Raw genomic sequence first — 14208 nt, 5'->3', positions numbered from 1 at the left:
ACGAGCGCGCACTAAAGACGCAGTCGTCATGCGAGTCCCCGTTCACTTGACGCTAAAAAGCGAGGTTCAGCATCCGCACCGTTCTCGCTCCTGTCAATCGGCTGGGCCGCCTACTCCGTTTCCCGCAGCCGGGTACACAGCTGGGTGCGCGATCGGACGCCGAGCTTCCGGTACACCCTGGTCAGGGTGGCTTCGACCGTCTTGACGCTGAGGAAGAGCCGGGCGGCGATCTCGCGGTTGCTCGCGCCCCGGCCGACCAGCTCGGCGATCCGCAGCTCGGTCGTGGTCAGCGGCGGACCGGGCTCGGCCGGCGCGTCGAGCTGGTCCAGGGCGGTCAGGGCCAGCTCGGCCCACGGCCGGGCCGCGGCCTGCTCGAAGGCCGCGAACGCCGCCGACATCGCGTCCCGGGCCGCTGACCGGCGGCGCCGGCGGCGTTCCACCTGGCCGAGGGCGAGCAGGGTCCTGCCGTGCTCGACGGGCAGGCCGAGCAGGGCGAATCCGGCGGCCGACCGGTCGAGCAGGTCGATGGCGCCCGCCGGGTCGCCGAGCGCCGAGCGGTACAGGCCCTCGGCGCGGTCGAGAGCGGCGAGGACACCGGGCCGGTCGAGGGTGCTGGCGGCCTGCCGGGTTCTGGTGATCACGGCGTGCCCCTCGTCGTGCTCGCCCGCCGCCACGTGCGCGGCGGCCAGGTCGGCGTGCCAGCGCAGCACCGCGGGGTCGAGCACGTACCCGTCAGCCTCCAGGCTCCCCACCCGGCTGAGGGCGGCGACCGCACCGGCCGCGTCGCCGAGCGCGAGCTTGACCAGCCCGTGGACGTGCAGGTTCCTGGCCAGGAACACGACGTCGTGCTCCTCTTCGGACGATCGGGCTCCGAGGTCGGCGTACCAGGCGGCCCGGCCGAAACTCCCGCCGCACGCCTCGGCCAGCGCGACCGTGTACCAGGCCGGGCCGGGGGACAGGCCAGCGTCGCCGGTGACCCGGGCCGCCCGGTGCGCGTGTTCGAGCGCGGTGGCACACCGGCCGGACCTGGCCTCGATCTCGGCGAGGCTGCGCAGTACCTCGATCAGGTCCTCGGCTCCGCTCCGCTCGGCGGCCGGGAGCAGGCCGAGCAGCATCGTGCGGGCCGTGGTGAGCTGGTCGTCGTACACGGCGTGCCGGGCCGCCAGGTAGCTGGGCGTGTTGCGCAGGCCCATAGGCTCCTCCGGCGCGCCGAGGGCCAGGGCCGCGGCCAGGGTGCGTTCCGCGTCGGGTACACCCAGGATGCGTTCTGCCCGCGCTCGCATCGTGAGGGCCATCGCCTCCAGGACCACGTCGCCACCCTGGGCCGCGAGCGCCGCGGCGCGAGCGGAGGCCGCCAGCGCGCGCTGCGGCGAGCCTTCCGTCAGGTTGGCCTTCCACGCGAGTCGCAAGTGGACGGCCGCGAGCAGTGCGGGATCACCGGCGGCCTCGGCGAGCGCGTGTGCGAAGGTCTCGTCGAGATCGTCGAAGGCCTGCCCGGCCGCGTCGATGACGGCGAGGCGCGCGTGCACGCGGCTGGCAGGCCCGGTCGCCCGCGCGAGCAGCGCCTGAGCGGCCTGCCGGGCCAGGTCGAGATGCCCGGAGGCCCCGGCGTCCTCGGCGGCGGCCAGCAGCCGGGTCTCCGCCGACGGCTGGTCGGCCGGGGGAGTGCGCTCGGCGGCGAGGAGGTGCAGCTCGGCGGCCAGCGTCCGGTGACCACGTGATCTGGCGGCCTGCCCGGCTCCGGCGAGCTGCGCCGCGAGCCGGGCACAGGGCAGGTCTGTGGCCAGCGCCCGGTGCCGCACCTGGTCCACCGGATCGTCAGCCAGATCAGCCAGTACCCGGTGGGCGGCGGCCCGATCCGCCCACCCCGCCCCGGCGACCAGCCCCTCCGCCAGCGCCCCCGCCGTGAACTCCACCCGGTCGCCCGCGATGGTCACCAGCCCGGCGGCCTCGGCGGCAGCCAGCTCCGCAGCCCCGCATCCGGCCCGCCGGAGCAGCCCCACAGTCGGAGCGTGCGCGAGCGCGGCCGGCAGCAGGCCCCGCCGGACCCCCTCCGGTACCGAGGCCAGCCGCTTGCGTGCCAGCCCGCTCCCGTCCCCGCCGAACGCGATGTCGAGCATCAGGGCCGGGTTGCCGCCGCTGGCCGCGTGCACCGGACCGGCCAGCCGGCACGACAGCCCGTGCGCCTCCAGGAACGCGGCGACCTCACCCGGCCCGAGCGGCGGTACCTCCAGCGGCGGCCCCAGATCCCAGCCGAGCCTGCGGCCGGCCGCCAGCAGCCTGACCCCGGGGCCGGCCCGGCGGAGCGCGTAGGCCAGCACGCCGGCGCTCTCCGCGTCGATCAGGTGCGCGTCGTCGACCACGACCAGTACCGGGGCGGCGGCCCGCAGCGCGGCCAGCACGCCCAGCCGCAGCGCGAGCGAATCGGGCTCACCCGGCTCCAGCCGCAGTGCCTGCCGTGCCGCGAGCCGCTGCGGGCCGGGCAGGCTGCCGAGTTCGAGCCCGGCGAGTACCTCGGCCAGCACGGCGCCCGCCAGGCTGCCGGCCGATCCGTCCGGGGTGCCGGACGCGCGGACCGTGCCGGCCCCGTGCTCGGCCGCGATCACGCCGAGGATCGCGGACTTGCCGGAACCGTCACAGCCCGTGAGCATCGCGCGGCCCACTGTGCTCAGTCGCCGGCGCACCTCCACCAGCAGCTCATCCCGGCCGACCAGGGCCGGCGCCGCCGGTACCGGAAAGGGAAGCGGGGCCATGTAGCGACGGTAATAGATTTTTCCTTAACGGAGGGTGAAGGGGGCAATGCAAGGGAAACCTCTATATCGCCAGGTTCCGGGGCTGCCTAGCGTTCCCGGACATGAAGAAGACACCACTGATAGCGATCCTCGCCGGGGCCGTCACGGCCGCGGCGGCTGGTGCCGTGTCCCTCGCGGCCGAACCGTCCACGCCACTGTCCACATCGGAGTCCGGCGTGGTCGCCGGCCTGCGCCGCGACCTCGGGCTGACCGAGAAGCAGGCGAAGGACCGGCTGGTCAGGCAGGACCAGGCCCACGCGGCGGCAGCCCGGCTCGCACCGGGACTGCGCGCGGGCGCCTGGTTCGACGCGGACAGCGGCAAGCTCACCGTCGCCGTCTCCTCGGAGAGCGAGGCCGCCGCTGTCCGGGCGGCTGGCGGCGTCCCGAAGAAGCTCCAGTACAGCCTCGCGGACCTGTCCGGCATCGCCAGGCTGATCGGCGAGCTGCCCGGCCGCGACGGCGGGAACGGCTTGGGCGGCGTGAACGGCTGGGGCGTGGATGCCCAGACCGGGAGCGTCGTGATCCGGGTACACGACGCGACGCGGGCCACGCCTTTCGTGACCCGGGCACAGCAGCTCAGCCCGGCCGTGCGCGTGGTCACCGAGCCGGCGCAGGTCCGGCAGCAGAGCGGAGTTGTCCAGGGCGGCGACCCGTGGTGGCCCGGCACGGAGACCTACTGCTCGATCGGGTTCGCCGCGACCGACGCCCAGGGCGGCAAGCACTTCGTCACCGCCGGGCACTGCACCAACGACGCCAACCAGGCCGCATTCGGCAAGAACTCCTCCGGTACCAAGGGCGAGCAGCTAGGCACGTCCAATGTGGGCGGTTCGCGGAGCGTCAACGCGCGCGAGGGCGACTTCGGTGCCGTGGCCGTCAACCACGCGAACAACTGGAGCCTGAGCAGCGCGGTCAACACCTGGGGGAATGGGTCAGTCGCGGTGACCGGTACGGCCGAGGCGCTGGTCGGCGATGCCGTGTGCCACTCGGGAAACAACACCCAGTGGCGGTGCGGCAAGGTCACCGCCGTGAACCAGTCCGTCAACTACGGCAACGGGCTCGTGATCGACGGACTGTCCTACACGGACGCCTGCTCCGGCGGCGGGGACTCCGGCGGGGCGTACGTGCTGGGCACCAAGGCCGTCGGCCTGCACTCCGGCGGCGGCAACCCGTGCGGGCAGAGCAACCCCAACACAGTCTTCCAGCCCGTCGCCGAAGCTCTGTCGAAATGGAACCTCACGCTCTACACCACCGGCACCACACCCCCGGTGACCACCGCACCGCCCACGACCACGGCACCCCCGACCACAGTCCCGCCGACCACCACTCCGCCGACGACACAGCCGCCGTCGGGGCGCACCTTCACGAACAACCAGTTCTATTTCGTACCCGACCCGGGCTCCGTCAACAGCCCCATCACCTCCACGGCCACCGGCTCCGCCGCGAGCACGGTGACGGTGAAGGTCAGCGCCTCCCACTGGTGCGGCGAGGAACTCAGCATCGTCCTGCTCGCTCCTGGTGGCCAGCAGTACCCGGTGAAGTCAAGTGGCTCCGGTTGTACCAGCTACTCCGGCGGGACATACCAGATCCCGCATGTCTCCTCGGCGGCCAGCGGCACCTGGACATTGCGGGTAACCGATGGCAAAGCATGGAATTTCGGTAGCCTAAACGGCTGGACTGTCACCGTCTGAACGGCTTGTGGCGCCCGAAGGCCGTTACGAACTTGGATGCACAAGCGTTGAGCCGGGCATGACTGTTCAGCGATTCAGCTCGAATGGCCCTTGGGAAAGCTTGTACGGCTACTCGCGGGCGGTGAAGGCCGGCCCGTGGATCGTCTCGGCCGGGTGCACGGCCACAGTGGACGGAGATGTCCGGTGTGCCGGCGACCCGGCCGGGCAGACGAAGGAGGCGTTCCGGATCGCGCTCGACGCGATCGTGGACGCGGGAGCCTCGGTCGGCGAGGTGGTCAGGACCCGGATGTACATCACCGACCCGGCGCACGCCGACGCGGTGGGCCGGGCGCACGGCGAGCTGTTCGGCGTGGTGAAGCCGGCCGCCACCCTGGTCGTCGCCGCCCGGCTGCTCCACCCGGACCACCTGGTCGAGGTCGAGGTGGAGGCGTACCACCCGTGACGCTGGCCTGCCAGCTCCGGTGAGACTGCCGGCCCGGGCTCCGGCCGGGTGTGTCTGCGGCCCGTCCGGGGCCCGGGCCGGTGCGTGGCGGCTGCTCGGGCCGCCAGCCCCGGACCGCACCGTCTTCTCGCTTCGCTGCCCTGGACGGTGCGGGCCGGGGGTCCGGGTCCCCGTCTCCAGGGGGGACCCGGGCACCTGGACGGCGGTGGAGGGCCGTGGTCCAGGGAGTGGGAGGCCGGGGGCTGGGCGCGGGGGGCGCCCGGCCCCCGCGGCTAACCTGGGACCATGACTGTGGCCATCCGGGTGATCCCCTGCCTCGACGTCGACGCGGGCCGGGTGGTCAAGGGCGTGAAGTTCGAGGGCCTGCGCGACGCTGGCGACCCGGTGGAGCTCGCGGCTGCGTACGACGCTGCAGGGGCCGACGAGCTGGTCTTCCTGGACGTCTCCGCCTCGGCCGCCGGGCGCGGGACCCTGCTCGACACGGTGCGCCGGACGGCGGAGACCGTTTTCATCCCGCTCACGGTCGGCGGGGGAGTCCGCAGCGTCGAGGACGTGGACGTGCTGCTGCGCTCCGGAGCCGACAAGGTCGGGGTCAACACGGCCGCCATCGCCCGCCCCGAGCTGATCTCCGAGATCGCCGAGCGCTTCGGCCGTCAGGTGCTGACCCTGTCGCTGGACGTCCGCCGGGCCCCCGGGACACCCTCCGGCTTCGAGGTCACCACGCACGGCGGCCGCCGGGGTACCGGCATCGACGCGATCGGATGGGCCGTCCGCGTGGCAGAGCTGGGCGCCGGTGAGCTGCTGCTGAACTCGATGGACGCCGACGGTACGAAGGCCGGCTTCGACCTGGAGCTGATCACGGCCGTCCGCGCGGCCGTCGGCATCCCGGTCATCGCGAGCGGCGGGGCCGGGGCGCTCGCCGACTTCCCGCCAGCCGTCGAGGCCGGAGCCGACGCCGTGCTGGCCGCCAGCGTCTTCCACTTCGGCCAGCTGACGATCGGCGAGGTCAAGTCCACTCTCGCCACGGCCGGGTATCCGGTCCGGTAAATGTCAGGTTGACAGTCGCCCGCCGGGGACTGTCTACTCACGGCGTCGCGGTAACCAACCACGGGGGTTGTTATGCGAGCCGTTCTGCCTGCGCGTAACCAAGTCGGTATCCGTCCACTGTGCTGGGCGCCTCGCCGCTGACCATCCCTTTTTCCTGGTAGCACCCTTCTGCCCGGCGACGGGCGATTCAGGGTGCTTTCTGCGACTCTCGCACCCCTCCATCGCTGATGAGGAGAGTCCACAGTGGGCTTATCATCCCGTTATGCGCTGGCCAGGGCCGGTACCCGGTTGCTCCAAGCCGGGCTCGCCGCCGCCATGGCCGCGTCCCTCCTGCCAGCCTCCCCGGCGCTGGCCGCTCCGAAGGCCAGGTACCAGCCGGGCAGCGCTCAGAAAGAGAAGCCGGTCGCCGGCCGTACGGTGAAGCCGGGCCAGTCCCCGCAAACCACCGCACAGGCCCCGTCGCCGGCCAGGCCGCCCGTCTGGCCGGCCGCCGGTACGGCCGAGATCAGCCTGGACGGCGCGGGTGACCGGACCGCCGGGCTGCGTTCCGGCGCGGCCAGGGCCGGTGACCTGCCGATCTGGGTCGAACCAGCCGGCCAGGCGCCGAAGGGCGCAGCCGCGGCACCTTCCGCGCTGGGCACAGCCGGCAAGCTGCGCCTGCAGGTACTCGACCGGGCGGCCACCACGGCGGCCGGCGCGAACGGCATGGTCTTCCGGGCCACCACCGACGGGGCAGGCACCCAGGCCAAGGTGACCGTCGACTACTCAGCCTTCCGCGGCGGCTACGGCGGCGACTGGGCAGGCCGGCTCCGGCTCTACGCCCTGCCCGAGTGCGCCCTGACCACCCCGGCCGCAGCTGGCTGCCAGGGCAAGCCGGTCGAAGGCGTCAACAACGTCCAGGCCGGCTCGGTGACGGCGACCCTCAGCCTGCCCGGTGCCGACAGCGCCGCCAGGTCGTTCGCCGCGGCGCCGTCCGGCGGGCTGTTCGCGCTGTCCGCTGGCGCCTCCGGCACATCCGGAAGCTACGCCGCCACCCCGCTCGCCTCCTCGTCGAGCTGGTCGGCCGGTGGTGCGGCCGGCGACTTCAGCTGGTCGTACCCGCTGCGCGTGCCCCCGGCGGCCGGCGGCCCCGCGCCGTCGATCGCCTTCGGCTACTCCTCGGCGAGCGTCGACGGCCGGATGGCGGCCTCCAACAACCAGCCGTCCGAGATCGGTGAGGGCTTCGACTGGAGTGCCGGGTACATCGAGCGGCGGTACGTCCCGTGCTCCGACGACATGGCCGGCAACCCGAACAACACGTCCAAGACCAGCGACCTGTGCTGGGTGACGGACAACGCCACCCTGTCGATGCCCGGCCGTGGCGGTGAGCTGATCAAGGATCCGAACGTCGCCGGGCGGTGGCGGCTGCGCGCGGACGACGGCAGCTACGTCGAGCGCAAGACCGGCAACGGCAACGGCGACAACGACGGCGAGCACTGGGTGGTGACCACGCCGACCGGCGTCCAGTACTGGTTCGGCCGGGCGGCGCAGTCCACCCTGACCGTCCCGGTGTTCGGCAACCACTCCGGCGAGCCGTGCAGGCTGACCACGTACAACGAGTCGTGGTGCGCGCAGGCCTGGCGGTGGAACCTCGACTACGTGGTCGACACGCACGGCAACACGATGTCGTACACGTACGCCAAGGAGACCAACAAGTACGGCCGCAACGGCACGCCCAGCAACGCGACCAGCTACGACCGGGCGAGCTACCTCAGCCGGATCGAGTACGGCACCCGGACCGACGTGTCCGGCAGCGCGCCGGCGCGGGTCGAGTTCGGCTACGGCGACCGGTGCCTGTCCTCCTGCGGTACCAGGGACGCCGCGCACTGGCCGGACACCCCGTGGGACCAGGACTGCCAGGCCAGCAGCTGCCAGCTGCCGTACCCGAGCTTCTGGACCACCCGGCGGCTGGCCACCGTGACCACGCAGGTATGGGGCGGCTCGGCGTACCGCAACGTCGACAGCTGGACCCTGACGCACTCGTTCCCCGACCCGGGTGACGGCACGCGTGCCGGGCTGTGGCTGCAGAAGATCGGGCACACCGGTCACGTGGGTGGCACGGCCACCCTGCCGGACATCAGCTTCACCGGCATCCAGCTGGCCAACCGGGTGGACACGATCGACCACTCCCCGGCGATGAACTGGTGGCGGATCAAGACGATCAACACCGAGTCCGGCGGCAAGATCGACGTGACGTACTCCGCTCCGGAGTGCGTGGCGGGCTCCAACGTCCCGGACAAGTTCAATCTCCAGGACAACATCAAGCGCTGCTACCCGGTCAAGTGGATCCCGCAGGGCTACACCAGCCCGGTCATCGACTTCTTCCACAAATACGTCGTGACCGACGTGATCGAGGCCGACCTGACCGGCGGCTCGCCGCTGATCCAGACGCACTACGACTACCTGGGCGCTCCGGCCTGGCACTACACCGACGACGACGGCCTGATCAAGGCCGACAGCAAGAACTGGTCGGTGTGGCGGGGCTACGGCGCTGTCCGGACGACCAAGGGCGACGCCGGCCAGCGGACCTCGGTGGAGACCCGCTACTTCCGGGGCATGCACGGGGACAAGCTGCCCTCGGGTACCCGCAGCGTGCAGCTGCCCGCGGCTGGTACCGCCCCGGCGGTCAACGACGAGGCTGCCTTCAGCGGCCAGGTCCGTGAGGTGATCACGTACAACGGGCCGGGCGGGGCCGAGGTGTCGGCCGAGGTGCACGAGCCCTGGCAGTCGCCGCCGACCGCCACCCGGACGATCAACGGCACCACGGTGCACGCCAGGTTCCTGCACACCGGAGCCATCCACTACCGGGCGGCCCTGGACAAGGGCAGGCCTGCCCGCACCACGATCACCCGGACGGTGTACGACGACACCTACGGCATGGAGCTGCGGTCCGAGGACCTGGGCGAGCCCGGTGCCGGTGACGAGAAGTGCAGCATCAGCGACTACGCCCGCAGTACGAGCAGCAGCCGGTGGATCGTGGCGACGGTCTCGCGGGTGCGCGCGTACGCCACGGACTGCGCCAAGGCGCTGGCCGGAACCGGCATCACCGCCGACGACGTGCTCAGCGACGACCTGACCTACTACGACGGCCAGGGGCACGGCGCGGCCCCGACGAAGGGTGACGTCACCCGGACGGACGCGCTGAAGGAGTACAACGGCGCGCCTTCCTACCTCCAGACCTCCACGGCGACCTACGACGACCACGGCCGTCCGGTGGTCTCCGCCAACGTCAAGGGCAACACGATCAAGACGGCGTACACCCCGGCCAAGGGTGGTCCGGTCACCGGTACCACGGTCACGGATCCGATGGGGTGGAACACCGTCACCACGATCGAGCCAGCCTGGGGGCACGCCACGTCCACTGTGGACTCCAATGGCCGCAGGACCGAGATGGCGTACGACGGTCTCGGTAACCTGACCGCCGTGTGGCAGCCGGGCCGCGACCGGGGCACGCAGGACCCCTCCATGCGGTACACCTATCTGTTCCGCAACAACGCACCCAGCGTCGTGAAGACGGAGAAGCTGAACCAGGCAGGCGGCTACATCGCCACCCGCACCTTCTACGACAGCCTCCTGCGCGCACGCCAGACCCAGATCCCCGACGCGGCCGGCGGTCCCAACGCCGTCGTGACCGACACCTACTACGACAGCGTCGGCCGGGTGCTCCGGGAGAACAGCGCCTACCTGAGCACTGTCGCGCCGGGCGACAACCTGTTCATCCCGAGCGAGGTGATCCCGGCTCAGAACACCACCCTGTACGACGGTGCCGGCCGCAAGACCGCCACCGTCCTCATGACCAGCGCGCCGTCCGGCGGCAGCCCCGGTGGGACGGAGAAGTGGCGGACCAGCATCCAGTACTCGGGTGACCGCGTCGACACCATCCCGCCGCGCGGCGGCGTGGTCAGCTCGAACGTCACCGACGCCGGCGGCCGGGTCAGGGAGATCCGGCAGTACGACGCCGGGGTGGCGGCTGGTTCCGACACCGGCTTCACCGCGACCAGGTACACCTACAACCGGAAGAACCAGCTCACCGAGCTGACCGGTCCCTCGGGTCTCAAGTGGACCTACGAGTACGACATGCGTGGCCGCAAGGTCAAGACCATCGACCCGGACAAGGGCACGAGCACCTCGGCGTACGGCGACGGCGGCGAGCTGCTGACCTCGACCGACGCCCGGGGTGTGACCCTGACCCACACGTACGACAAGCTGAACCGCAAGACCGGCCTGTTCCAGGGCCCGGCGGACACCGGGACCAAGCTCGCCGAGTGGACCTACGACGTGCTGTCCAGCGGCAACAAGGTCAACGGCAAGCCCGTGAAGACCATCCGCTACTCGGGCGGGGCGGCCTACACCTCCGAGGTGACCGGCTACACCATCGACTACAAGCCGACCGGCACGAAGATCGTCGTACCGGACACCGAGACCGGGCTGAACGGCACCTACTCCTACGTCTACACGTACAACCAGGACGGTTCGCAGGACACGGTGCGGATCCCGGCGGCCGGCGGCCTGAAGACCGAGACGCTGACCTACGGCTACAACGCGCTCGGCCAGCCCGTCACGCTCAGCTCGAACTACGGCACCAGCCTGCGGACCAGCCTGGTCGGCTCGACCAGCTACACGTCCTTCGGTGAGGTCGGTGCCTACACCCTCCAGAACAACGGCGGGAACACCGTCGACGTGGTCCGTACCTACGAGACGGACACCCGGCGGATCTCCCAGATCTGGACCTCGAAGCAGGCGGCTCCGACCACGGTCGCCGACGTCCGCTACACCTACGACCCGGCCGGCAACGTGGAGAAGATCTCCGACCTGACGGCCTCGGACACCCAGTGCTTCCGGGTGGACAACCTCCAGCGGCTCAAGCACGCGTGGACCCCGGCCAGCGGCGACTGCGCCGCGGACCCGGGTACCGGGCCGCTGGGCGGCGCCGCGCCGTACTGGCAGAGCTTCGGCTACGACGCGGCCGGCAACCGGGCGCAGAAGGTCGAGCACGGCCTGCCCGGCGGAGACCGGACGACCAGCTACACCCTGGAGCCCGGCAAGCACGGCCTGAAGAGCACCACGACCACGTACAACGGCACCACCACCACGGCCGCCTACGGCGTGGACGAACTCGGTGGCGCGCGCAAGCGGCCCAGCGCCAGCGGTGAGCAGACGCTGACCTGGGACGCGGAGGGCCGCCTGGCGTCGAGCTCCGACACCACGGGCCTCACCAGCTACCTGTACGACCCCGAGGGCTCCCGGATGATCCGGAACGACCCCAAGGGCAAGACGCTGTACCTGCCGATGCAGGAACTGCGGTACAACAGGTCCGACGGCACGGTGAGCGCCAGCCGGTACTACAGCCACACCGGCAGCACGATCGCCGTGCGGAACGCCTCCGGGCTGACCTGGATCTCCGCCGACCACCTGGGCACGGCCCAGATCACGGTCGGCGCGCAGACCCAGGCGGTGGCCATCCGGCGGACCATGCCGTTCGGCGAGGTCCGGGGCGGGACGGGCACGTGGCCGTCCACTCTGGACAAGGGCTTCGTCGGCGGCACGGAGGACAACACCGGGCTGACCCACCTGGGCGCACGCGAGTACGACCCGGGCCTGGGCCGGTTCATCTCCGCCGACCCGCTGTTCGAGTCCACGGACCCGCAGTCGCTCAACGGCTACGCCTACGCGCACAACAACCCGGTCACCCTTTCCGACCCGAGCGGCCTGTCGGACAACTGGGTGTACGTGGGCACACAGAAGTTCACCAAGCAGGGCAACGGCTGGATCCAGTACTGGCGCGTCGACTACTACGTGCTGTGCGGCAACGGCGGCTGCTCCGGCGGCTTCGACCGGTACGGCAACATGGTCGGCCTCTGGCTGCTGGACATCACCGTGATCACCGTGCGGACGGACTTCGTCGGCCCGGTGGCCGCGTCCAAGCACGCCCCGCCGCAGCAGCGGGCCCCGCAGCCGGAACGGTGCCTGGCACCGCCGCCGGCCCCGGAGCCGCCGAAGAAGCCCAAGTGCGACTTCTGGGAACTCAAGTGCCTGGTCGACGGCCGGGCCAGCGACTGGTGGCGCGGCAACAAGGACTGGGTCACGGGCGGCCTGGCCGTGGCGGGCATGGCAGCCTGCATCCTGGCCACCGCCGGTACCTGCGCCGTGGTCGGCGCGATCGGCTGGGGCGTGTCCTCGGCCGGCCGGATCTACGACTTCGTGGACGAGGAGAGGTACAAGAGCGCCAAGGGCTGGGCGGCTCTCGGCGGCGGTCTGGCCATTGACGCGGTCGCGGCCAAGGTACCGGGCCTGCCGGGCGTCAGGCTGGAAACCCAGATCAGCAGGCAGCTGACCCGTCAGGCTGCTCGTAACGGCACCAAGGCTCCGACGCGGACGATGGGCTGGGGCGAGCAGTTCCGGCCGGGCGGCGTGACGGACTGGCAGGCGGTCATCAAGGGCAGCGCTGCCGGTTCGACGCAGGTCGCCTGGACCGCGGTCTCCACTCCGGCCTCCGCGCCGTGGAACAAGCCGACGGACAACAACCTGACCGATCCCTACAAGTGGACACCACAGAACATGCCCAACCCGTTCTTCCACTGATGTAACGCCGGGTGGCCCCGGGGATACGATTCCCCGGGGCCACCCGGTCACCCGAGTAGCAACCTCAGTCATCCCCGGGGAGGATGCCGTGGCCCAGAACAGGAAACGGCCGCAGCCCGCGCCAGCGCCACAGCGGTCCCAGCCGCCCAAGTGGCTGGTCATCGTGTTCGGAACCGCCCTGGCGCTGCTGGGGCTGGCGCTGCTGATCGGAGCGCCTCTCCAGGCCGCGAACACCGCGGGCCACTGGAGTGACCTCAAGGCCGGCGGCGTATCGGTCCCGGCCGCCGTCACGAAGACGGAGGCCGGCGGCACCAAGGGCGTCGACAAGATCAAACTCAGTTACACGTACGGCGGGCGGGCCTACGAGACCTGGACCAGGTGTGGCGGGACGACCGGCTGCCGGGAGTGGCCGGCCGAGGTGCGGCTCTGGATCAACCCGGAGGACCCCGAGGACTTCGCCAAGGACTCCGACAGCACGGACACCTGGGTGCACGTCCGTGGTACGTGGCTGTGGACGCTGTTCGGGCTCGCCATGACCGCGGTCGGCTTCCTCATCTTCTACCTTCTGGCCAAGGACGCCCGGGCTAAGAGGTCCTAACTTCATGACGGTCGTCTTCTGGAGCCGCCAGTGCGCCGCCAGTCATTGAGTTAGGACCTCTGAGAGGTCCTAGGACTTCGTCGCGGTCCAGGCCTCGCGGAGGGCGCTGACCACTGCTCCGACGGCCGGCCGGGCCGCTGCCGCCGTCCGCCAGACGACGATCAGGCGGCGGGTCGGGATCGGCAGCACCGGCCAGATCTCGATGCCGTCCGGCACGCCGGTCCGGGCCAGCCGGGGCACGAGCGCGATGCCGAAACCGCCCCTGATCAGCTCGAACTGCGTGGCGAACTCGTCGACCAGGAAGTCGGGCTGCACACCGGGCAGTACGCGGGTGAGCCAGGTGTGGCAGATCGCGCCGGGTGTCGCGGCGATCCACCGTTCGCCGAACAGCTCGGCCAGCCGCACCGGCCCGGTGAACCGGCCGGCCGGGGCGAGCAGGTCCGCCACGTCGAGCCCCAGCTCCACATAGGACGTACCGGCAGGCAGGTCGAGGTGTGCCTCCGGCCAGTCGTCGACCACGGCCAGGTCGGCGTGCCCGCGCTGGACCTGCTCCAGGCCGATGTCCGGATTGCCCTCCCGGACGGCCAGGGTCAGCTCGGGATGCCGGGCGGCGAGACTGGCCAGGGCGTGCGGGACCAGGCCACGGCACGCGGTCGCGATCGAGACGACCCGGATCCGGCCGGTGACGGTCTGGCTGTGCGCGACGACCGCGGCCTCGGCCTCCTCCACCGTGGCGAGGACCCGCGCGGCGTGGCCGGCCAGGACCAGGCCCAGCTCGGTCAGCCGCAGCCGCCTGCCGTCCCGCTCGACCAGCGGCGCGCCGACCTCCCGCTCCAGCTTGCCGAGGTGCTGGGAGACGGCGGACGGCGTGCAGTGCAGCGCGCTGGCGGCGGCGAGCACCGTGCCGTACACGGAAACAGCGTGCAGGGCCCGCAGCCGGCCGAGATCCATCATGCAGTGATGCTAAATCAACGATGAAGAAATATGAACTGGTGCTACATGTTTGCGCAGGGCAGTATC

7 protein-coding genes are annotated in these 14208 nt (G+C 71.4%); 5 read left to right on the top strand and 2 right to left on the bottom strand.

Annotation, left to right across the window (positions count from 1 at the left end):
- Positions 1-110: 110 nt before the first annotated feature.
- Positions 111-2753 (bottom strand): helix-turn-helix transcriptional regulator, encoded by a 2643-nt coding sequence (locus A3G1_RS0117920; protein ID WP_018350855.1) that lies wholly within the window; start codon positions 2751-2753, stop codon positions 111-113.
- A gap of 101 nt (positions 2754-2854) precedes the next feature.
- Here A3G1_RS0117920 and A3G1_RS0117915 point away from each other — a divergent pair, with 101 nt between their 5' ends.
- The 5 genes from A3G1_RS0117915 to A3G1_RS0117895 all read left to right on the top strand — a co-directional run bounded on the left by A3G1_RS0117915 (position 2855) and on the right by A3G1_RS0117895 (position 13188).
- Positions 2855-4480, top strand: a complete 1626-nt coding sequence (locus A3G1_RS0117915) for a proprotein convertase P-domain-containing protein (RefSeq protein ID WP_018350854.1) — start codon at positions 2855-2857, stop codon at positions 4478-4480.
- Between the two features lie 58 nt (positions 4481-4538).
- On the top strand, positions 4539-4922 hold the full coding sequence (locus A3G1_RS0117910) for a RidA family protein (RefSeq protein ID WP_026212251.1): 384 nt from the start codon (positions 4539-4541) through the stop codon (positions 4920-4922).
- Positions 4923-5207: 285 nt separating this feature from the next.
- Positions 5208-5969, top strand: a complete 762-nt coding sequence (hisF, locus tag A3G1_RS0117905; protein WP_026212250.1) for an imidazole glycerol phosphate synthase subunit HisF — start codon at positions 5208-5210, stop codon at positions 5967-5969.
- 243 nt (positions 5970-6212) lie between these two features.
- Positions 6213-12590: an RHS repeat-associated core domain-containing protein gene (locus A3G1_RS35400; RefSeq protein WP_157641213.1), complete on the top strand. Its 6378-nt coding sequence runs from the start codon at positions 6213-6215 to the stop codon at positions 12588-12590.
- Between the two features lie 163 nt (positions 12591-12753).
- Positions 12754-13188: a hypothetical protein gene (locus A3G1_RS0117895; RefSeq protein WP_157641212.1), complete on the top strand. Its 435-nt coding sequence runs from the start codon at positions 12754-12756 to the stop codon at positions 13186-13188.
- 69 nt (positions 13189-13257) lie between these two features.
- Here A3G1_RS0117895 and A3G1_RS0117890 read toward each other — a convergent pair whose 3' ends face one another.
- Complete coding sequence (locus A3G1_RS0117890) at positions 13258-14142, bottom strand: LysR family transcriptional regulator (RefSeq protein ID WP_018350849.1); 885 nt, start codon at positions 14140-14142, stop codon at positions 13258-13260.
- Positions 14143-14208 lie beyond the last annotated feature (66 nt).

The organism is Longispora albida DSM 44784 (genome assembly GCF_000379825.1).
Classification (GTDB): domain Bacteria; phylum Actinomycetota; class Actinomycetes; order Mycobacteriales; family Micromonosporaceae; genus Longispora; species Longispora albida.
The sequence above is the reverse complement of the archived record's forward strand: the minus strand, read 5'-3'. Positions and strand labels throughout refer to the sequence as shown.

What these genes read in the sequence shown, in the direction of transcription:
- A3G1_RS0117920 (WP_018350855.1), bottom strand. Translation starts at nt 2,753, where the DNA reads ATGGCCCCGCTTCCCTTTCCGGTACCGGCGGCGCCGGCCCTGGTCGGC.
- A3G1_RS0117910 (WP_026212251.1), top strand. Translation starts at nt 4,539, where the DNA reads ATGACTGTTCAGCGATTCAGCTCGAATGGCCCTTGGGAAAGCTTGTAC.
- A3G1_RS0117915 (WP_018350854.1), top strand. Translation starts at nt 2,855, where the DNA reads ATGAAGAAGACACCACTGATAGCGATCCTCGCCGGGGCCGTCACGGCC.
- hisF (WP_026212250.1), top strand. Translation starts at nt 5,208, where the DNA reads ATGACTGTGGCCATCCGGGTGATCCCCTGCCTCGACGTCGACGCGGGC.
- A3G1_RS0117890 (WP_018350849.1), bottom strand. Translation starts at nt 14,142, where the DNA reads ATGATGGATCTCGGCCGGCTGCGGGCCCTGCACGCTGTTTCCGTGTAC.